The organism is Flavobacterium sp. (genome assembly GCF_044360715.1).
Taxonomy (GTDB): Bacteria; Bacteroidota; Bacteroidia; order Flavobacteriales; family Flavobacteriaceae; genus Flavobacterium.
In genome coordinates this window covers 82,855-105,077 of record NZ_JBIKJY010000006.1, presented here as the reverse complement: position 1 = coordinate 105,077, position 22,223 = coordinate 82,855, and the positions used below count along the sequence as shown (strand labels likewise).

Genomic DNA, 22,223 nt, shown 5'->3' with positions numbered 1-22,223 from the left:
TCACCGAGCTCATGGCTGAGACAGTGTCCAGATCGTTACACCATTCGTGCAGGTCGGAACTTACCCGACAAGGAATTTCGCTACCTTAGGACCGTTATAGTTACGGCCGCCGTTTACTGGGGCTTCATTTCAATGCTTCTGCTTGCGCATAACATCTCCACTTAACCTTCCAGCACCGGGCAGGTGTCAGGCCCTATACTTCATCTTACGATTTTGCAGAGCCCTGTGTTTTTGATAAACAGTCGCCTGGACCTCTTCACTGCGGCCCCGATTACTCGGGGCGACCCTTCTCCCGAAGTTACGGGTCTATTTTGCCTAATTCCTTAGCCATGAATCTCTCGAGCACCTTAGGATTCTCTCCTCAACTACCTGTGTCGGTTTACGGTACTGGTACGTATAATCTAAGTTTAGAAGTTTTTCTTGGAAGCCCTTAGGCGCACTATCCCATTGTCCGAAGACTCCGAGTACTATCGTATTTCCCCAAGACTCGCGCATTTGACTACGAGTCCTATAGGTAGGTACTTCAACGAACTATTCCGTCAGTTCGCGGCGCTTTCATCACTCCGTCACTCCATCACAATTATAAGTAGTACGGGAATATTAACCCGTTAGCCATCGACTGTCCCTTTCGGGTTCGCCTTAGGACCAGACTAACCCGCAGCTGATTAGCATAGCTGCGGAAACCTTAGTTTTTCGGTGTGCGGGTTTCTCGCCCGCATTATCGTTACTTATGCCTACATTTTCTTTTCTAAACAGTCCAGCATGACTCACATCACACCTTCGACCCAGTTTAGAATGCTCCCCTACCACGTACGCAAGGCGTACATCCATAGCTTCGGTAATACACTTATGCCCGATTATTATCCATGCTCGTCCGCTCGACTAGTGAGCTGTTACGCACTCTTTAAATGAATGGCTGCTTCCAAGCCAACATCCTAGCTGTCTGGGCAGACAAACCGCGTTATTTCAACTTAGCGTATATTTGGGGACCTTAGCTGATGGTCTGGGTTCTTTCCCTCTCGGACTTGGACCTTAGCACCCAAGCCCTCACTGCTGGTAAACATTATATAGCATTCGGAGTTTGTCAGGAATTGGTAGGCGATGAAGCCCCCGCATCCAATCAGTAGCTCTACCTCTATATAACTATAACCCAGCGCTGCACCTAAATGCATTTCGGGGAGTACGAGCTATTTCCGAGTTTGATTGGCCTTTCACCCCTACCCACAAGTCATCCGAAGACTTTTCAACGTCAACCGGTTCGGACCTCCACTGTGTGTTACCACAGCTTCATCCTGCCCATGGGTAGATCACACGGTTTCGCGTCTACCATTACTGACTAAAGCGCCCTATTCAGACTCGCTTTCGCTACGGATCCGTGACTTAATCACTTATCCTCGCCAGCAACGGTAACTCGTAGGCTCATTATGCAAAAGGCACGCCGTCACACCACTTGGATGCTCCGACCGCTTGTAGGCGTATGGTTTCAGGATCTATTTCACTCCGTTATTCACGGTTCTTTTCACCTTTCCCTCACGGTACTGGTTCACTATCGGTCTCTCAGGAGTATTTAGCCTTAGCGGATGGTCCCGCCAGATTCACACAGGGTTTCACGTGCCCCGCGCTACTCAGGATACCACTATCAATATCTTCTCTTACTTATACGGGACTATCACCCTCTTTGGTTAACCTTTCCAGGTTATTCTAATTCAATCCGCATCAAATCTCGTGGTCCTACAACCCCAAAATTGCCGTAACAACTTTGGTTTGGGCTAATCCGCGTTCGCTCGCCACTACTTACGGAATCACTTTTGTTTTCTTCTCCTCCGCCTACTTAGATGTTTCAGTTCAGCGGGTTCACTCTCCTATCGGAGTACTATGTCTTCAACATAGTGGGTTGCCCCATTCGGATATCTACGGATCAATTCGTGTGTGCCGATCCCCGTAGCTTTTCGCAGCTTATCACGTCCTTCATCGCCTCTGAGAGCCAAGGCATCCCCCATACGCCCTTATTTTGCTTATTGTATTCTTATAATGAGCTAAATCGTTTATAAAAACGACTTAATTATATGTTTTGCTAGTAATATGCTGTGCGCATATCACATAGCGTGTTTTCTACTTTTTGTATTTTATCTCAATATGTCAATGAACTTTAGCTATAAGCTAACAGCTGAAAGCTATTAGCTAGCTTGTGGAGAATATCGGAGTCGAACCGATGGCCTCCTGCGTGCAAGGCAGGCGCTCTAGCCAGCTGAGCTAATCCCCCATTATCAAATTTTGAATTCTGAATGGTGAATTTTGAATTATTATAGTAATTCACTACTCATACTTCTAAAATTTCCTTTTATAAACAAAAAAACTTTTTTTTAATTTAAAATTCAAAATTTAGAATTCAAAATTCAAAAAGTAGTCCCGCCCAGACTCGAACTGGGGACCCCTACATTATCAGTGTAGTACTCTAACCAGCTGAGCTACGAGACTCTGTTTTGTTTGTTTTTTAGTATTTGAACTAACAGCAAGAGTAATTCTCTTTTTTATATTATAAATCGAAACCTAAATGATTATCTTGTGTCTCTAGAAAGGAGGTGTTCCAGCCGCACCTTCCGGTACGGCTACCTTGTTACGACTTAGCCCTAGTTACCAGTTTTACCCTAGGCAGCTCCTTGCGGCGACCGACTTCAGGTACCCCCAGCTTCCATGGCTTGACGGGCGGTGTGTACAAGGCCCGGGAACGTATTCACCGGATCATGGCTGATATCCGATTACTAGCGATTCCAGCTTCACGGAGTCGAGTTGCAGACTCCGATCCGAACTGAGATAGGTTTTGTAGATTCGCTCCTGCTCGCGCAGTGGCTGCTCTCTGTACCTACCATTGTAGCACGTGTGTGGCCCAGGGCGTAAGGGCCGTGATGATTTGACGTCATCCCCACCTTCCTCACAGTTTACACTGGCAGTCTCGTTAGAGTTCCCGACATGACTCGCTGGCAACTAACGACAGGGGTTGCGCTCGTTATAGGACTTAACCTGACACCTCACGGCACGAGCTGACGACAACCATGCAGCACCTTGAAGATTGTCTTGCGAAAGATCTGTTTCCAAATCGGTCAATCCCCATTTAAGCCTTGGTAAGGTTCCTCGCGTATCATCGAATTAAACCACATGCTCCACCGCTTGTGCGGGCCCCCGTCAATTCCTTTGAGTTTCATTCTTGCGAACGTACTCCCCAGGTGGGATACTTATCACTTTCGCTTAGCCACTCAGATTGCTCCGAACAGCTAGTATCCATCGTTTACGGCGTGGACTACCAGGGTATCTAATCCTGTTCGCTCCCCACGCTTTCGTCCATCAGCGTCAATATATTAGTAGTAACCTGCCTTCGCAATTGGTATTCCATGTAATCTCTAAGCATTTCACCGCTACACTACATATTCTAGTTACTTCCTAATAATTCAAGTTTAACAGTATCAATGGCCGTTCCATCGTTGAGCGATGGGCTTTCACCACTGACTTATTAAACCGCCTACGGACCCTTTAAACCCAATGATTCCGGATAACGCTTGCATCCTCCGTATTACCGCGGCTGCTGGCACGGAGTTAGCCGATGCTTATTCATACAGTACCGTCAAGTCTCTACACGTAGAGGTGTTTCTTCCTGTATAAAAGCAGTTTACAATCCATAGGACCGTCTTCCTGCACGCGGCATGGCTGGATCAGGCTTGCGCCCATTGTCCAATATTCCTCACTGCTGCCTCCCGTAGGAGTCTGGTCCGTGTCTCAGTACCAGTGTGGGGGATCTCCCTCTCAGGACCCCTACCCATCGTTGCCATGGTAAGCCGTTACCTTACCATCTAGCTAATGGGACGCATACTCATCTTTTACCGTTGGAACTTTAATAATCAAATCATGCGATTCGAAAATACTATGAGGTATTAATCCAAATTTCTCTGGGCTATCCCTCTGTAAAAGGTAGATTGTATACGCGTTACGCACCCGTGCGCCGGTCTCAAAGCAGCAAGCTGCTCCTACCCCTCGACTTGCATGTGTTAAGCCTGCCGCTAGCGTTCATCCTGAGCCAGGATCAAACTCTTCATCGTAGATTTTTTAAGATATCTCTATCTAAGTTATTTTATCGACGATAATCATTTTGCTAGGTATTCAATTCTTTATAATACTCGAAAAAGATATTACTCTTATTCTTATATGCTGTCAATCCAATATGTCTATGAACTTATTCTCTTATTTTTTGCCTTCTCTTTGAGTTAGCGGGTGCAAAAGTAGAACCTTTTTTTTTATTACCAAAACTTTAATACACTTTTTTTTGAGAAAATTGTATCTCCGTTTTGTTAAACCTAAATCTGTAAATGAACTTTTCTTCTGCGGGGTGCAAAGATAACATCTTTATTTACTAATTACCAAATCTTTTTTTATCCTTTTATCAAAAATAAAATTCGTAGGATTTTGATACTATTAAATAAGGAACGTCGCTCTGAATGCGGGTGCAAAACTAGCAACTTTATTCGGATTTCCTAACCTTATACTAATCTTTTTTTAAAGTATTTTCTTAACTATTGAACTACAAGAAGTTACACAACGGGAATTCTTGATAAAAAAGTTTTGCAAGGGAATTCAACTGAAAAAACAAGCCCATAGCCCTGATAGTAGCGGCATCCTTTTTGTATAGTGGGCTTTATTTTCAAAGTCCACTAGGCAAAAAGATATAGCGTAGAGCAGGAAAGAGCTGCTAAAAAAACTTCAACGCTTTAATTGGTGATATTTTTGTAATTAGGTAAGACGGAATTAATAAAATCAAGACGCAAATAAGAATTGTTCCTGCATTTAAAAGCGCGATATGCAGAAAATCAATATCAACCGGAGCCGATGACACATAGTAACTTTCGGGATTTAGAGTGATGATTTCGAACTTTTTTTGGATAAATAATAATACAATTGCAGTTCCATTTCCCCAGAGCAAACCTCTTGAAATTAAGTGGGCTGCGTTATATAAAAATATTTTTCGGACCGACCAATTGTTAGCGCCGAGCGCTTTTAACATTCCAATTAGTTGGGTACGTTCGAGAATTAAAACCAAAAGTGCTACAACCATATTTATGGTTGCAACGGCAATCATTATGATTAAAATGACTAGAATATTGAAGTCGAACAGCTTTAACCATTCGAAAATGCCGAAATATTTTTCAGAAATGGATACACTGTTAAATGTTGGCGGTATGGTTTTGTAGATTTCTTGTGCGTGCTGGTCTAATTTTGAAAAGTCGTCTATAAAAATTTCATAGGCTCCAAACTGATTGGGCTGCCACTTATTTATACGTTGCAGATGTTGTATGTTACCTATTATATAGGACGAATCGAATTCTTGAAAGCCAGAGTTATAAATTCCGGAAATAGTGAACTTTCGAACACTTGGTAATTTACCTTGTGTTTTCATAAAAAAGGTAGTAACCGAATTTCCTACTTTTAATTTTAATCGGTTGGCTAAAAACTGAGAAATCAATACTTGATTGATGTCGCCTTCTTTATAGGTAGGAATTTTTCCTTCGACTAAAAAATCTTCCAAATTTTTCCACTGATAGGTGTTGTCTACTCCTTTAAAAACAACGCCTTCTACATCCGTTTTAGTTCTAATTAATGCACCTTTAGTAATTATGGGCTGCACGTGAGTAATGTATTTATTTTTTCTTAATTGGGTAATAGGTAATATTTTAGAATCGAAGGGTTCGGCAGTAACTTGAGATTGATTGTCATCGAAATTTGAAACGATGATATGCCCATTAAACGCAGCTATTTTTTCACGTATTTTTTGCTGCAAACCAATACCTGTTGCAACTGAGAGCACCATCATAAAAATACTTAAAGCAATAGCCCAAATAGCAATTTTTATAATTGGCGAAGAAACACTACTTTTATAACTTTTTGAAACAATAAGTCGTTTCGCAATAAAATATTCTAAATTCAAAATATACTTATATGAAATTTGTGTTCAAAAATACGTTTTTATTTATTTTAATACTATTATTTTCTTTTGGATGTTCATCAGTGAAAAAGTCGAAAGTCGAAAGTCAAAAGTCGAAAGCAATAGTAACCGAAACAACAAACCAAAAGTTCAAAAACATAGCCCTAAAAACAGGTGCTGAAAATTATAACGCCTATTTACCATTATTGGCGAATAAAAAAATTGGTATTGTTACGAATCCGACAGGAATTGTTGAAAGCAAAAAACACTTGGTTGATTTTCTTTTAGAACATAAAGTTGATTTACAAAAAATCTATGCTCCAGAACACGGATTTAGAGGAACTGCTGATGCTGGGGAAGTAATTAAAGATGGCAAAGACATCAAAACCAATTTACCTATTATTTCGTTATATGGAAATAATAAAAAGCCTAAACCCGAGCAATTAGCAGATATTAATATTGTAATTTTTGATATTCAGGATGTGGGTGCGCGATTTTACACGTATATTTCAACACTACATTATGTAATGGAAGCTTGTGCGGAAAATAATATTGAACTTTTAGTTTTAGATAGACCGAATCCAAATGGAAGTATTATTGACGGACCTGTTTTAGAAATGGAACACAAAAGCTTTGTAGGAATGCACCCCATTCCGGTTTTACACGGGATGACAATTGGTGAATATGCAAAAATGATCAATGGAGAAAAATGGTTAGCAAATGGTGTGACGTGTAATTTAACCGTAATTCCTTGCGCCAATTACAAAAGAGATATGCCGTATAGCTTACCCGTAAAACCCTCGCCAAATTTACCAAATGATCAATCGATAAATTTATATGCAAGTTTGTGTTTTTTTGAGGGCACGAATGTAAGCGTAGGAAGAGGCACGGAAAAACAATTTCAAATATATGGCTCGCCATTTTTACTTAAAACTGATTTTTCATTTACTCCTTTTCCGAATTTTGGTGCAAAAGAACCGATGCATAAAGACATTTTATGTTATGGAGAAGATTTGTCTAAAATCAAAAAAGTGAGTCGTTTAGAGTTGAAATGGCTAATAAAAACATATGCCAATACTTCTGATAAAACTGTCTTTTTTAATGATTTTTTTACGAAATTAGCAGGAACCAAAAAACTTCAAGAGCAAATTATTGAAGGTGTTTCTGAAAAGGAAATTAGAAAAAGTTGGGAAACTGACTTGAATGCTTTTAAAGAAATGAGAAAGAAATATTTGATTTATTAGTCATAAAGTCTGAAAGTGAAAACACTCCATTTTAAGATTTTTAAAGTTTTTCAGCTACAAAGGCAGTTTTAATTTCATCTTCTCAACAATATTAAACGCTGCTGGACAAATCGCTACGTTTAGCAAAGTCAAATCGGTAATTTGATTGAACTTTTTTCTATCTGTATGCGGAAATTCTCTACACGCTTTTGGGCGCACATCGTAAATAAAACATTTATTGTCCGACTCTAAAAACGTACACGGCACTGATTTTAACACATAATCATTGTCTTCGTCTACTCGTAAAAACTGACTGATAAACTGTTGTGGCTTTTGCTTAAAATGTTTTGCAATGCGTTCCACATCAGCATCTGTAAATAATGGTCCAGTAGTTTTACAACAATTCGCACAATCGAGACAGTCGGTTTTTTTAAATTCGGCATCGTGTAAATCTTGCATTACATAATCTAAATTTTTTGGCACCCGTTTTTTTAACTTATCGAAATATTTTTTAGTTTCAATATGTGTATCTTTGGCTAACTTTTGAATTTCGTTTAACGATGGCTTCATTATTAATTTGTCTGAATGAACTACAAAGTTACGATTTTGAACATAGATTTAAGAATAACGAATGTTGAATTTTGAAAAATAACGATGAAAGACCTTTTTGGAAAAGCCATATTAGATTACCAAACGAATAATTCTCCTGAAGATTTAATCACTGAAACTTCGATTTCTGAAGCTGATGAAATGCCTGTTTCTTATTTGTTTAGAACCTATAATGAAATGCCAGAATTGGAACAAAAAGCATTACAATTAGCAAAAGGAAGCGTTTTAGATGTAGGATGTGGTGCTGGAAGTCATACTTTAGCATTACAAAACGAAAGAAAATTAGATGTTACCGCAATAGATATTTCTGAAAATGCTGTGAAAGCTTGTCAACTTCGAGGTATAAAAAATGTTTTTGTACAACATCTTTTAGATTTAAACCCAACAAGCAAATTTGACACAATACTTCTTTTAATGAATGGAACTGGGATTTTTGGCACCTTAAAAGGAACAAGTAACTATTTAAAGAAATTAAAATCGTTATTAAATGAAGGTGGACAAATTTTAATTGATTCTTCAGATTTAATTTATATGTATGATCAAGATGAAGATGGTGCCTATTGTATTCCTGCAGAAGGGTATTATGGCGAATTGACTTTTTCGGTGCAATATAAAGGAGAAACGGAAGATACTTTTCCTTGGTTGTATTTAGATTACAACACACTTCAAAATGCAGCTATTGCAAATGGTTTACAATGCGAATTACTTTTAGAAGGCGAACATTTTGATTATTTGGCAAAACTTTCAATTTAAATTCCAAAAATTAAATTCCAAATTTCAATATTTAAAATCCCCAAAAAACACAAAATCTATTTTTTGAAACACAGATCAAAGAAATTTTAAAAATCTGTTAAATCCGTGTTGAAAAATAGTAAATAATTTAACTTTCAATTTTGGAATTTGGAATTTTTAATATTCGAATTTATTACGGTATATTCAAATATTTATGAGTTTGTAAAGATACTCGCCATTTTGGGTTGTTCATAACATACTCCACAATTAACGGAGTCATTTCTTCTTTTTTGCTCCATTCGGGTTGTAAGAATAAAATGGCATTTTTATTTGTTTTTTCTGCTTGTTCTTCGGCAAAAATAAAATCGTGTTTGTTGTGAATTATAACTTTCAATTCGTTTGCAATTGCGTAAGCAGATGCTACAGGTAGTTTATTTTTTTTTGGCGACAAGCAAAACCAATCCCAAGTTCCTGTTACCTCGTAAGCACCAGAAGTTTCAATATGAACATTTAATCCTGCATTTTTTAATCGTTCTGTAATTGGATTCATATCCCAAGTTAGAGGTTCGCCTCCAGTAATTACAATGGTTTCTGCATAAGATTTTGCATTCGAAACTATTTTTTCTACAGCTGTTGGAGGATGTAAATCTGCATTCCAGCTTTCTTTAACATCACACCAATGACATCCCACATCACAACCGCCCACACGAATAAAGTAGGCTGCAGTTCCGGTATGAAACCCTTCGCCTTGTATGGTATAAAACTCTTCCATTAAAGGAAGCATTTCGCCTTTGTCTACTAATATTTGAGTGTCTTTGTTAAGCATAAATTATTTATTGAGTGCAAAGGTAATTTATTTAGGGTAAAAGGTAAAGGGTAAAAGGTAAAAGTTTATGAGTTGAAAATAGCGCATAAAAAAACCGATAACTTTCGCTATCGGTTTTTAAAATTTTAATACGTTTTTTATTTATTTAATGCTTGTAAAGATTCTTTTACGAAAACATCATTTGGATTAATTTCGGCAGCTTTTTTGAAATTTTCTATAGCTTTAGCTTTATCAGTAGTAGCATAATTTGCTCCAATAAATGAATACGTTTCAAATAAGTTTTCTTTTACTGCTGCTTTTGCCATTTCTGTTTCTCCTTTTGAAGTTACTGTTTTTACATAACCTTCATAATCTAAAACAGCTTGTGCATTAGCTTCTGGAGTTCCAATAACTCTGTTTAATTGTCCTTTGTAAAAATAAACATCTTGTGTGTTTGGAGAGATTCTGATTGCTTCTGCATACGCATTATTAGCTTTTGCAAATTCTGCAGTTAATGTTGCTTTTTGAGCTTCCGTTTTACTTTCAGCATAGAACAAAATTGAATTTCCTAATAAAAAATTATCGCGGCTGTAACTTTTTGAATTTGTGTTTTTAACTGCTAATTCAAATAATTTTGCAGCTTCTAAATACGCTTTTCCAGAATATAATTTAATACCAATTTCAGTAAATTCTGTATTTAAATTTGGATTTAATTCTGCTGCTTTTGTTAAATCTGATATAGCTTCTGAAAATTTCGTTTGATTAGAAATAATACCTTTATCGTCCATTGAAGTCGCTAATTTTGCTTTTGCTAAATACAAATAATCTTTACCATTAATTTTTTTAGCATCAACTTTTGTCATATAATCAGTCAATGACTTAATAGCTCCGTCTGGATTCCCATTTTCAGAATAAGCATATCCTAAATATTTAAATACTTTTGGATTTACTTTATCTAATTTTTGAATTGCCAAAGCTTCCGCTTCTAATTCTTTCCATTTTTTTGATAAGATTAAGAAATCAGCATATTTTATTTTAGCATCTGTAGAAACATCTGTTAAACTCATATACTTTTTATAATCTTCTAAAGCAGCAGCAATTTTTTCTTCAAAAAGCGATTTTTTTGCATACGCCCAAGCCAAGTTGGTTTCTGCTTTTTCACGAAAAGCTGGTCCGTAACTTGGATTAATTGCTAAGATATCATTAAATGCTTTTAATGCTTCTGGAAACGCTTGCGCATTTCTTGTGATAATTGCCAATTGCAAAGGCGCTCTTAATGACGTTTTGTCTAATTCTCCAGCTGTTCTGTATGCTACATATGCATCATTAACATTTTTGTTTGCTACTAAAGCATCTCCCAAAGCAATTTGCGCTAAAGCTGATTTAGGATCACTTACAACAGCTAATTTAGCTGCCGCTAATGCTTTAGAAACGTCTGGGTTAGTCGCTTTTAAATAAGCTTGTGTAATAAAAATTTGTTCCTCGGTGTTTTTCTTTTTAGCGATTGTTAATGCAGAAGCAAAATTAGTTTCTGCAGCAGAAGAATTCCCTTCTAATAAATTTAATTGTCCTAAACCAATTAAATTTAGATGTCCTGCATCTTTAGTTACTTTACCTTTTTCAAAATATACTTTTGCCGAATCTTGCTTTTCTAACGCTAAATATACTTGACCAAGATAAAAGTAATTTTTACCTTTATCTGGCGTTGTTTCAACCATTGATTTTAAAGATTTTCTTGCTTCAGAAAATTTTTCGGCATCGATAGTTTTTTTAACTTGCTCTAAATCTTGAGCATTTACTGCAACTGCAGATAAAATAGTGACAAAACTTGATAAAATAATTGTTCTCATTTCTTCTTTTTTATTTCTTTTTATTACTTTTTACAATTCTTATTTCTCGGGTTGGTATTTTTACTGGTGCTAATCCTGATTTAAGAATGATACGCTGACCAACCTCGCTTTTTACAAAAGAAGCAAATCCCATGCCTAAACCAGTTCTACCCTGATAATTTAACAAATAAATTTTTCTTGTAAATGGATATTCTTTTGTTTCAATATATGACTGAGTAGGTTTTACTGCTTTTTGTATGCTTTCGCCAACAGCTAAAACTTTAACATTTTTTATTGTACTTTCCAATTCAATTGAAGGATTCAGGAGCCAATTTACTCCAACAAAACCTATTGAATTATTGTTTTCGGAGACAAATTTAATAACTTCTAAATTACTTTTTAATGCCGTTACATTTTTTGACAATGATTTAACATTCGCTTTTTCCATTAAATAACTTAATGTGCTAGAATTTTCGTTATCAAAAACAAATTGAACATCTGTTTTTTGCCCTTTTAATATTTCAAAAACTTCAGATACTGTAATTGCAGTTTTTGAAGATTTTTGATTTACCACTAGTGCAATAGCATCTGAACAAAAAGGTGTATTTTTACCAATTACATCAATAGCTATTAATTTGTCTTCTTGCGATTTATTTAATTCGTGTGAAAGAACGGCAATATCAATTTTACGTTGTAATACTAAATTTACTATATCCGAATCTGATTTTGGAATAAGCCTTATGTCAGCTTTTTGATATTTACTTTCAAAAACCATTTCTTGATCTTCCACAATTGGCAACAAAGATTCATCTACATAAATTTCAGCTTTTCCTTTTACGTAAGATTCGTCTTCAGTACTATTTTCAGATTTTTTACACGAAAAAAATACTAAAATTGTAAAAACAAAAATGGATATAATTATATTAATTTTACTCTTCATCCTCTTTTTTTATTAATCTGTAAAATCTGAAACTTGCGTATAAAACTAATAGACCTCCAAATATTCTTCTTCTTATCATTGATACTTCTAGTGGAAAATTATCCCAAAAAGTAACTAGATAAGCCAAAACTAAATAAAAGCAGAATATTAAAAGTCCTAAAATAAACAGAAATCGCTGTTTGGGCGATTTCTGTTTTAAATTATTTAACCAATTCATATTATTCGTTTGCTGTAATTTGAATGGATATAGGTAATGTATAGTATTGTTTTACACTTCTACCATTATATACACCTGGTGTCCATTTTGGCGATTTATTTAAGATTCTTGTGGCCTCTTTTCCTAAACCTAATCCTGCAGGACTTTCTTTTACAATTTGAATGTCTCTAATTGATCCATCATCCCAAACTACAAATTTCGCAATAACAGTACCTGTTGTAGTTTCGTCTACTTCTGGTAAACGGAATGAACTTGCAATTTGTTTTCTAAAAGCATTCATACCACCTGGAGGCGACGCTTGAACTTGTACAGAAGTAAAGATTTGATTGTAATCTGTATCATCTCCTTTTTGTTCTTCTTGCGCTAATTCACCAGTTTTTTCAAGACTTGCATTTGCATCCCCTTTAGCTGTTTCTGAACCCGATTTTTTATCCGGTTCAACAGGAGGAATTTCATTTTCAACTGTTTTCTTATTTACAACAACTGGTGGCACATTTTTCACAATGTCAACCACAGACTTCACCTTTTTGATAGGTTCCACCTTCTTTTGTTCTAAAATTTTCTTTTCCTCCTTTTTAATTGGAGTTTTCACTTTCTTAAGTTCTACCTTAGTAATTTTAACCTCTTCTTTGTCTTTACTTTTCATTGAAAGATAAAGTGCAAAAACTGTGGTTATAAAAAATATTGAAGAAATAATCAATGCTAAAACGGTTCTCTTCGAACTATTTGTTCTTAATTCGTATGCTCCATAACTTTTATTACGTCCTTCGAATATATTGTCAAGTAAACTAGCTTCGCTAATGTTTTGAATTTCACTCATTTTTCTATATTTAAAGTTATGTTATTTAATTTTATTGTCTTCAAGCATTTTTAAATCGCCTGGAGTTACATCAACAATTGAATAAGAAAACGGTTTTACTATTGCCATTTCATCTAAAATGTCAACTAAATTTTTATAGTTTGCCGATTTACTTGCTTTAATAAGCACAGTCATCCCTTGTTTCTTAGGATCTTCAATACGATCCATTACAAACTTTTTATGAGCAATTAGTGCTTTCCTAATCCCTTTTCCACCATAGTTTTCCAACTTAGGTTTACCATTAATTCCGTCTTCCATATAAGGCGCATCTGTAAGTCCTATATAATACACTAACTTATCATTTTTACCTAAAACAACAGTTAAAGTTCTGAAAGCTGGAGTTTCTGGTGGGTTAGGATCATCCTGTTTAGTATTATCTGGTAAAGCTAAATCCATAGATTGTGGCTTAGATAATGTGGTTGTTAGGATAAAGAAAGTAATTAACAAGAACGCTAAATCAACCATCGCTGTTAAATCAACACCTGGATTCGATTTTTTACTTCTTACTTTACCGCCTTTACCACCGCCGCCACCGGTATTTAATTCTGCCATGTTATTTTTTTATTTTAATTAAAAATCTTCATCTCTTAGAGAAGTTACTAAATAAAAATCATTCATATTTTGTTTTTGAAGTATGTCAAATACGTTCTTTACAACTGGATATTTTTCTTTAGAACTACCTTTTATAGCTATTTCAATCTCCTTAATCTTTTCTGCACCTTTAGCTTGTTGTTCCATAACAACTGCTGCATTCGCATAATATACCCAGAAAGACAATTCATTTTCAGAAATATCTCCTTTGTAAGGAATGCCCGATTGCGTACCAGGTTTGTTTCTTTCAGCGTTTTTTAAAGCTAATAACGACTTTAATTGCTCCAAAGGCACACCAAATGAATCTAATAAAGAAAACTCATTTATTTCTTGAGGTGTAAAAGCAATGTCATATTTTAATGACATAGCTTCCAAGGCAGCAATTCTGGTTTCTCTTTCAGACATTCCAATATATACTGCACTATCACCAACTGTAATAGTAAATAAATTTCTTTCTGGCAATTTAGCTTTTATGGTTGACGCAGGCGTATCTACTGGCTTAGGCTCAGGTACTTTTGATGTTGCTGTCATGATAAAAAAGGACAATAACAAAAACGCAACGTCACACATGGCCGTCATGTCTATTCTTGTGCTTTTTTTAGATGTTTTTATATTTGCCATTTTACTTTATTTTAACTTAATAATATTTTATGAAATCTTAGTTGCTTCCTTTAGCTCTTTTATAAGCTTGAGAAATTGCGAAACCAGCTTCGTCAATAAAATAAGTTAAAGTATCAATTTTTGAAGTAAAATAGTTGTAAGCAATAACAGCTAAAGTAGAAGTACCAATACCTGTAGCCGTATTAATTAACGCCTCAGAAATACCATTTGCTAATTCTGCTTGGTCTGGAGTACCTTCTGCTAATCCAGCGAATGCTTTAATCATACCAGATACTGTTCCTAATAAACCTAATAAGGTACCAATTGATACTAAAGTAGAAATAATAGTCATATGTTTTTCTAACATTGGCATTTCTAATGATGTTGCTTGTTCCACTTCTTTAGTAATATTTTCTGTAGCAGCATCTACATCTAATCCGTCTTTTTTAACTTGCTCAGATTTTAATAAACCAGCTTTGATAACGTTGGCAACAGATCCTTCTTGAGCATCACAAGCCGCAATAGCACCTTGAACATCTCCAGTTTTAATTTGAGATAAAACATCTTTTACGAAATTATCTAAATTTCCTTTTCCAGCTGCTTTAGTCAATACGATAAATCTTTCTACAGAGAAAACAATAGTCATTAATAATAATCCCATTAACACAGGAACAATCATACCTCCTTTATAAACCATACCTAAATAGTTTCCTGGTAAAGGTTGTCCTGCTGGATCACCTTTGATAAAGTTTGCTGGCGCTCCCATTACAAATTTCCATAATAAAGCACCAATTGTTATACAAATTACAATAGTCAAAGCTGCAAAAAGTGTACTTGCTTTGTTTCCTTTGTTCTCTACAGAAACGTTTAAATCCTGTCCCATTTTTTTAAATTTTTAGTTTGAATTGATTAATTATTTGATTTCAATTTTATTTTTGATAGTCGCAAATTTATGTGAATTAGATTTGAAAAAAAAACTAATTTCATAAAATTTACATTAACTTTTTGAAAATATGCAACAATCATACCAAAAAAGAGATATAGTAAGATTATTTTCAATATTTTTTATGATTATTTAATAATTATTCAATAAAAACGAAATAATTACAATACATATTATGTTAAGAGATTGTAAAGTTTTTCCGATTTCATTTTGTTTTAATAAATTCAGAACAATATTATGTTTCAAAAAAACTATTTGAAGCTTAATTTATTCATTTTACTATAAAAAATTACTTTTTTAGAAGATCAATAATCTTATGTTCAACAATTTGACTGTTCCAAATTTGGTCAATGTTTTCCATTTTCAATACTTCTTGCATAATTTCGTTTTGTCTATCACCAATAGCTAACGCTTCTGAGTAAGGTTGGTGACTAAACGTAACACGAGAATATAACGGCACCCATAATTGAGGGTATTTATCAGAAAACCATTTTTCTATTTTCTTTTGCAATAAGAAATTAGCATCTGCTGTTTTTGAGCTCATTTCCATAAAATTTCTGTATGAAAGTTCGGCAATAGCATCTGCATTTGGTTTACGAGAATTTTCATAATCGTTTAATAAATTTGCCCAATCATCGCCATATTTTTCAAACATTTCCTCCAAAACGGTAATGTCTTCAAAGCCCGCATTCATTCCATGTCCATAAAAAGGCACTATCGCATGACAAGCATCGCCAATAAGCGCCACTTTATCACTAAATGTCCAAGGAAAACACTTCATGGTTACTAAATAACTTGTTGGGTTTTTAAAGAAATCTTCTACTAAATTTGGAATTACTTCTTTAGTATCTGGAAAGTGATTCGCAAAGAAACCAACCAATTGCTCCTTGCTTTTAATGGATTCGAATGAATTTTCACCATCATGCGGCATAAAAAGAGTACAGGTAAAACTCCCATCTAAATTGGCTAATGCCATTAGCATAAAATTACCTCGAGGCCAAATATGCAAGGATTTTTTATCTAATTTATGCGTGCCATCTGGGTTGGCAGGAATATTTAATTCTTTATAGCCAATATTTAAAAATTCTTGCGAATAATTGAACATGCTCTGGCGTTGCATTTTATGTCTGATTCGAGAAAAAGCACCATCGGCACCAAAAGTAATATCATAATCATGTGTAGTCCACTCGCCTTTTTCAGAATCGCCTATAGAAATTGTTGCAGTTGTTAAATCTACATCCCAAACTTTTTCTTCAAAGAAAAACACGACTCCAGCTTTTTCAGCTAAATCGACCATTTTTTTATTCAACAGACCTCTTGAAAGGGAATAAATTACTTCGCCGTCTTTTCCATAAAACTGTTCATTAACGGTGTCTTTTTCGGTATGAATGGCACGTTTTTCAACAGGAATTCCTATACTTAAAACTTCTTGATCCAAACCAACATCGCGTAACGCTTTTACACCTCTGTCTGACAAAACAAGATTAATCGAGCGACCTGAAAAATTCATTTTTCGAATATCTGGGCTTCTGTCGTAAATATGAACGATATGACCTCGTTTTCTTAGATAAATTCCTAATAAAGTTCCTACTAATCCGGAACCTACTATTGCAATTTTTTTTGGTGTTTGATTTGACATATACTGAGTACTACTTATGTAGTTTAAAAAAAATTCGTTTTTGATTGATTGTTAAAACTGAACTCGATTTCCAACATTCAGTTTTTGTGATTTAGCAAGAATTCCGCACATATGAAATAACATTCTTGCACCTACATTTCCATCCCAATCGTCATTTTCTCCTGGTGCAACTTCTACTAGATCAAAACCAATTATTTCTTTACCTGAATTAGCTAATAAGTTAAATAAATAAGTAGCTTGTTCAAATGAAAAACCACCAGGAACAGGTGTTCCTGTATTTGGACAATACCATGGGTACATTCCATCAATATCAAAAGAAATAGTGACCTTTTGTGGTAGCTGCGAAATGATTTCTTCACATAGTTGTTTCCAAGTTTGTCCTTCAAACGCTTTTGCTTTCATATCAGCATCTGTATGAACAATAATTCTACCTTTAGCTTCTCTAACTATATTTACTTCTTGCTCGCAAAAATCTCTAATTCCGACTTGAACAATTTTTGATACTTGAGGAATTTGTAACGTATTATACATTATTGAAGCATGTGAAAAAGTGAATCCTTCATAAGCCACTCGCAAATCCATATGAGCATCTAAATGCAAGATACCAAAACTGTCATGTTGTGTAGCTAAAGCTTCATAATAACCAAGAGGTGTACTATGATCTCCGCCTAAAAGCGCTACTTTTTTTCCTTTATTTTGCCAAAATAACACTTTTTCTTTCACTTCGGAATGAAGCGTTCTGCATGCTATATTAACTTTATGCAAATCTTCTTGTAAAGCAGGAAACGTTTCTACATCTTCACCATTTTCAAGAGCTTTAATAATAGGTTGTGCTAAGTTTTTATATTTTTTAGAGTTTTTTGCCCAATCTTGAGGTGCATCTTCCATATAAATACCTAATTTCCATAATTCTGGAAAATCTTGATGTAATAAATCCACTTGAAATGAGGCATCAAAAATAGCAGCAGGACCTTCAGAGGCTCCCGAACCATAACTCACTGTTACTTCCCAAGGCACAGGAATAATAATAATTTCTGATTCTTCTGCTGTAAATGGCAATCCAAAAATGGTAGCATCTGCTAAACCAGGTTGTGACGGATCGAAATTTTCTATTTTTTGTTGTTTATTCATTTTGGATGTTCTATTTTAATATTCCTTTTTTCAAAATTTGTCCAAAATTATAAATATCTTCAAAAGACGTATAAAATGGGACGGGTGCTAAACGAATAACATTAGGCTCACGCCAATCTGTAATTACTCCATTTTGCATTAAATAAGTGAATAATTCTTTGCCTTGCCCGTGTAAATATACCGACAATTGACAACCTCTTTCAGATTGATTAGAAGGCGTGATAACTTCGAAATTAGCTTGTGGAATTTCCTTATCGATTTCATGTAAAATAAATTCTAGATAAGAAGTAATAACATTTCTTTTTGCAATTAGTTTTTCCATACCTACTTCCGCAAACATTTCTACAGTTGCTAAATAGGGCGCTAAAGATAAAACTGGTAAATTACTAACTTGCCAACCATTTGCACCTTCAACCGCATCAAAATTCGGTTCCATTAAAAATCTACGGGATTTATTATGTCCGTACCAGCCCGCAAATCGGTCTAATTCTTTGTTCGTATGATGTTTTTCGTGGACAAAGTATCCAGACGCATTTCCTGGTCCTGAATTCATATATTTATAACTACACCACGCGGCAAAATCAACATCCCATTCGTGTAAATTTAATTCAATATTTCCTGCAGCATGCGCCAAATCCCAACCTACAAGTGCTCCAGATTTATGTCCAGCTGCTGTGATGGTTTTCATGTCGAAAACTTGACCTGTATAATAGTTTACTCCACCAATAAAAACAAGTGCTAACTCGTCTCCCAACTCTTCAATTTTTGATAAAATATCTTCTGGTCGAGTTGTTAATTCGCCTTCTCTTCTTTTGATTTCAACAATTGCCTCTTCTGGATCAAAACCGTGAAATTTCACTTGACTTTGCAACATATATTGATCGGAAGGAAATGCTTTTTCTTCGCATAAAATTTTAATTCTCTTGCCTTTTGGTTGGTAAAAAGAAACAAAAAGCAAATGCAAATTCACAGTTAATGTATTCATTACCCCAACTTCTGAAGGTTGTGCTCCAACAATTTTTGATAATGGGTCGCAAAATCTTTCGTGATAATCCCACCATGGTTTTTCTGAATAAAAATGACCTTCTACGGCCATATTTGCCCAATCATCCATAATATCATCAACATATTTTTTGGTTATTTTTGGTTGTAATCCTAATGAGTTTCCTGTAAAGTAAATTACATTTTGATTGTTATGTTGTGGAAAATAAAATTCGTTTTTATACGATTTTAATTCATCTTGAGCATCTAAGCTTATTGCGAATTCTTTAGTATTTTGAAAGTTCATTTTTTAGTAGGTTTTAAAGCGTAAAAGTAACAAAAAAATAAGATATAAAAAAACCCAACTACATGTTGGGTTTATATTTTAAGAATCTGAAATAGATCCAGATAATTAATTATTTAATTTGATTATAAAATTAACATCGCATCACCATAAGAATAGAAATTGTATTTTTCTTTTATGGCAATTTCGTATGCTTTTTTCATTAAATCGTGTCCACAAAAAGCAGAAACCATCATTAATAAAGTTGATTTTGGTGTATGGAAATTGGAAACCATCGCATCAGCTAAACTAAAATCGTAGGGTGGATAAATGAATTTGTTTGTCCAACCAGAATATGGATTTAACGTTCGCATCGAAGAAACTGTACTTTCCATAGCACGCATAGAAGTAGTTCCGATACAACAAACTTTATTTTTCTTAGTTCTGGCTCCGTTGATAATATCACACGCTTCTTGTGTAACCACCATTTCTTCCGAATCCATTTTATGTTTAGATAGATCTTCTACTTCAACAGGATTAAAAGTACCTAAACCTACGTGTAAAGTAACTTCAGCAAAATTAATTCCTTTGATTTCCAAACGTTTCATTAAATGCTTAGAAAAATGTAAACCGGCAGTTGGTGCAGCTACAGAACCTTCTTCTTTAGCGTAAATAGTTTGGTAACGCTCCGCATCTTCTGGAGTAACTTCACGATTAATATATTTTGGTATAGGTGTTTCCCCTAATTCAATTAATTTTTCTCTAAATTCTTCATAAGAACCGTCATATAAAAAACGTAATGTTCTTCCGCGAGAAGTTGTATTGTCAATAACTTCGGCAACTAACGAATCGTCATCTCCAAAATATAATTTATTTCCAATTCTAATTTTACGAGCTGGATCTACTAAAACATCCCATAAACGTTGTTCCGCATTTAATTCTCTTAATAAGAAAACTTCAATTCTTGCACCTGTTTTTTCTTTATTTCCGTATAAACGAGCTGGAAAAACCTTAGAATTATTAAGCACCATTACATCACCATCATCAAAATAGTCAATAATATCTTTAAACATCTTATGTTCAATTTCACCCGTTTTTCTATGAATCACCATTAATCGAGATTCATCTCTATTTTCTGAAGGAAATTCGGCTAATAATTCTTCTGGCAAATTAAACTGGAAGTGTGATAATTTCATATTTTGAGTTTAAAAGTTTAGGGTTTAAAAGTTTATGCATTTCAAACCGTGTGCAAATATACGATTGTGAGATAGGCGTTGTCAAGTAAAAACGTATATATTTTTGAATTCATCGCAAAGACGGCAATTCGCAACGTATTTTTAATGAATAAAGTAAGCTAAACTTTAAGAAACTCAAATTTTACTTGTAAACGACTTCTTAGAAATTACAAATAAGTTGAAATAAAAAAGTCCCGAAAAATCGGGACTTTTAATTTTATTTTCTGTCTTCAAACTTTACAAAGTCTCTTAGAGGATGACCTGTATATACTTGTCTTGGACGACCAATTGGTTCTTTATTAACTCGCATTTCTTTCCATTGTGCAATCCATCCTGGTAAACGACCAATTGCAAATAAAACCGTAAACATATCTGTAGGAATTCCTAATGCACGGTAAATAATACCTGAATAGAAGTCAACGTTTGGATATAATTTTCTTTCTACGAAATAGGGATCAACTAATGCTGATTCTTCTAATTTTTTTGCAATAGCTAAGATTGGGTCATTCACACCTAATTCAGCTAAAACTTCGTCTGCCGCTTTTTTGATGATTTTTGCTCTCGGATCGAAATTTTTATAAACTCTATGTCCAAATCCCATTAAACGGAATTCGTCATTTTTATCTTTTGCTTTTGCTAAATATTTATCTGCATCACCACCATCTTTTTGAATGGCTTCTAACATTTCTAATACAGCTTGATTTGCACCACCATGTAATGGACCCCAAAGTGCTGAAACCCCAGCAGAGATTGATGCAAATAATCCAGCATGAGAAGAACCTACCATACGAACTGTAGAAGTAGAACAATTTTGCTCATGATCTGCGTGTAAAATAAATAATTTATCTAATGCCGCTACAACTGTAGGGTTAATATTATATGGTCCTGTAGGCAATTTAAACATTAATTGCATAAAATTATCTACATACCCAATAGTATTATCATAATAATTTAACGGAAATCCCATACTTTTTCTGTATGTCCAGGTTGCTAAAACTAGAAATTTACCCATAGTTTTACAAATGGCTTCATACATTTCTTTTTCGTTTTCAACATTTACTACTTTTGGATTAAAAGCAGTAAGCGCACTTGTTAATGCAGATAAAACACCCATTGGATGGGCCGTTTTTGGAAAACCATCAATGATGTTTTTCATTTCTTCATTAACTAAAGTATATTTATGAATATCCTTTTCGAAATCTGACAATTGTTTTTTGGTTGGCAATTCTCCAAAAATCACTAAATAAGAAACCTCTAAAAAGTTTCCTTTAGCAGCTAAATCTTCGATAGAATAACCACGGTATCTTAAAATTCCTTCTTCACCATCAAGAAACGTAATGTCACTTTTACAAACACCTGAATTTTTATATCCTGGGTCGTAAGTAATAGCACCTGATAAATCTCTTAATTTACTAATATCAATTGCAGTTTCATTTTCGCTTCCCACCATAACAGGAAGTTCATATTTGTTACCATTGATTTCTAAAATTGCATTTTTTGACATGATAATATGTATAATTTGTAAGTATATAATTCTTAATTGCGAATTTAATAATTAATTCTTGAACTTTAAAATTTATGTATAGATAAATTGCACAATAGGTATATATAAAATATATATTGAATAAAGCTCTTAAA

The 22,223-nt window shown here is 34.6% G+C and carries 16 protein-coding genes, 2 tRNA genes and 2 rRNA genes; 2 read left to right on the top strand and 18 right to left on the bottom strand.

Annotated features, from left to right (window positions below; translation table 11 throughout):
* From ACIQ16_RS03575 to ACIQ16_RS03555, 5 genes are all read right to left on the bottom strand, one after another.
* A 23S ribosomal RNA gene (locus ACIQ16_RS03575) occupies positions 1–2,021 on the bottom strand; the annotation flags it as partial.
* Positions 2,022–2,189: 168 nt separating this feature from the next.
* Positions 2,190–2,263, bottom strand: a tRNA-Ala gene (locus ACIQ16_RS03570).
* A 141-nt stretch (positions 2,264–2,404) separates the two neighbouring features.
* A tRNA-Ile gene (locus ACIQ16_RS03565) sits at positions 2,405–2,478 on the bottom strand.
* Between the two features lie 97 nt (positions 2,479–2,575).
* Positions 2,576–4,091: ribosomal RNA gene (locus ACIQ16_RS03560) — 16S ribosomal RNA — on the bottom strand.
* 647 nt (positions 4,092–4,738) lie between these two features.
* Positions 4,739–5,971, bottom strand: a complete 1,233-nt coding sequence (locus ACIQ16_RS03555) for an ABC transporter permease (protein WP_396148704.1) — start codon at positions 5,969–5,971, stop codon at positions 4,739–4,741.
* 11 nt (positions 5,972–5,982) lie between these two features.
* On the opposite strand from ACIQ16_RS03555, the gene ACIQ16_RS03550 reads away from it, so the two are divergent.
* Positions 5,983–7,212: an exo-beta-N-acetylmuramidase NamZ domain-containing protein gene (locus tag ACIQ16_RS03550; RefSeq protein WP_396148702.1), complete on the top strand. Its 1,230-nt coding sequence runs from the start codon at positions 5,983–5,985 to the stop codon at positions 7,210–7,212.
* Between the two features lie 54 nt (positions 7,213–7,266).
* Here the strand turns inward: ACIQ16_RS03550 and ACIQ16_RS03545 are convergent, their stop codons facing one another.
* On the bottom strand, positions 7,267–7,761 hold the full coding sequence (locus ACIQ16_RS03545; protein WP_396148700.1) for a YkgJ family cysteine cluster protein: 495 nt from the start codon (positions 7,759–7,761) through the stop codon (positions 7,267–7,269).
* An 84-nt stretch (positions 7,762–7,845) separates the two neighbouring features.
* Between ACIQ16_RS03545 and ACIQ16_RS03540 the strand changes: the two genes are divergently transcribed.
* Positions 7,846–8,553, top strand: a complete 708-nt coding sequence (locus ACIQ16_RS03540) for a class I SAM-dependent methyltransferase (protein ID WP_396148698.1) — start codon at positions 7,846–7,848, stop codon at positions 8,551–8,553.
* Between the two features lie 172 nt (positions 8,554–8,725).
* Here the strand turns inward: ACIQ16_RS03540 and ACIQ16_RS03535 are convergent, their stop codons facing one another.
* The 12 genes from ACIQ16_RS03535 to ACIQ16_RS03480 all read right to left on the bottom strand — a co-directional run bounded on the left by ACIQ16_RS03535 (position 8,726) and on the right by ACIQ16_RS03480 (position 22,089).
* Positions 8,726–9,358 carry a 7-carboxy-7-deazaguanine synthase QueE gene (locus ACIQ16_RS03535; protein ID WP_396148696.1) on the bottom strand — a complete coding sequence of 211 codons (633 nt, stop codon included), beginning with the start codon at positions 9,356–9,358 and terminating at the stop codon, positions 8,726–8,728.
* A gap of 137 nt (positions 9,359–9,495) precedes the next feature.
* Positions 9,496–11,187 carry a hypothetical protein gene (locus ACIQ16_RS03530; RefSeq protein WP_396148694.1) on the bottom strand — a complete coding sequence of 564 codons (1,692 nt, stop codon included), beginning with the start codon at positions 11,185–11,187 and terminating at the stop codon, positions 9,496–9,498.
* Positions 11,188–11,197: 10 nt separating this feature from the next.
* Positions 11,198–12,106: a PstS family phosphate ABC transporter substrate-binding protein gene (locus ACIQ16_RS03525; protein WP_396148692.1), complete on the bottom strand. Its 909-nt coding sequence runs from the start codon at positions 12,104–12,106 to the stop codon at positions 11,198–11,200.
* A 218-nt stretch (positions 12,107–12,324) separates the two neighbouring features.
* On the bottom strand, positions 12,325–13,143 hold the full coding sequence (locus tag ACIQ16_RS03520) for an energy transducer TonB (RefSeq protein ID WP_396148690.1): 819 nt from the start codon (positions 13,141–13,143) through the stop codon (positions 12,325–12,327).
* A gap of 21 nt (positions 13,144–13,164) precedes the next feature.
* Entirely contained in the window at positions 13,165–13,734 is a 570-nt protein-coding gene (locus ACIQ16_RS03515; RefSeq protein WP_353077960.1) for a biopolymer transporter ExbD, read from the bottom strand.
* 18 nt (positions 13,735–13,752) lie between these two features.
* Positions 13,753–14,394: an ExbD/TolR family protein gene (locus ACIQ16_RS03510; protein WP_396148688.1), complete on the bottom strand. Its 642-nt coding sequence runs from the start codon at positions 14,392–14,394 to the stop codon at positions 13,753–13,755.
* A 37-nt stretch (positions 14,395–14,431) separates the two neighbouring features.
* A complete protein-coding gene (locus tag ACIQ16_RS03505) occupies positions 14,432–15,256 on the bottom strand; it encodes a MotA/TolQ/ExbB proton channel family protein (protein ID WP_353077964.1) in 825 nt (274 codons plus the stop codon).
* Positions 15,257–15,605: 349 nt separating this feature from the next.
* Positions 15,606–16,955, bottom strand: a complete 1,350-nt coding sequence (locus ACIQ16_RS03500) for an FAD-dependent oxidoreductase (protein WP_396148686.1) — start codon at positions 16,953–16,955, stop codon at positions 15,606–15,608.
* Between the two features lie 51 nt (positions 16,956–17,006).
* Positions 17,007–18,086 carry an agmatinase family protein gene (locus ACIQ16_RS03495; protein WP_396148684.1) on the bottom strand — a complete coding sequence of 360 codons (1,080 nt, stop codon included), beginning with the start codon at positions 18,084–18,086 and terminating at the stop codon, positions 17,007–17,009.
* A gap of 10 nt (positions 18,087–18,096) precedes the next feature.
* Positions 18,097–19,374: a kynureninase gene (kynU, locus tag ACIQ16_RS03490; RefSeq protein ID WP_396148682.1), complete on the bottom strand. Its 1,278-nt coding sequence runs from the start codon at positions 19,372–19,374 to the stop codon at positions 18,097–18,099.
* Positions 19,375–19,496: 122 nt separating this feature from the next.
* Positions 19,497–20,546: a tRNA preQ1(34) S-adenosylmethionine ribosyltransferase-isomerase QueA gene (queA, locus tag ACIQ16_RS03485; RefSeq protein WP_353077972.1), complete on the bottom strand. Its 1,050-nt coding sequence runs from the start codon at positions 20,544–20,546 to the stop codon at positions 19,497–19,499.
* A 256-nt stretch (positions 20,547–20,802) separates the two neighbouring features.
* Positions 20,803–22,089, bottom strand: coding sequence for a citrate synthase (locus tag ACIQ16_RS03480; protein ID WP_396148680.1), 1,287 nt, complete (start codon positions 22,087–22,089; stop codon positions 20,803–20,805).
* Positions 22,090–22,223 lie beyond the last annotated feature (134 nt).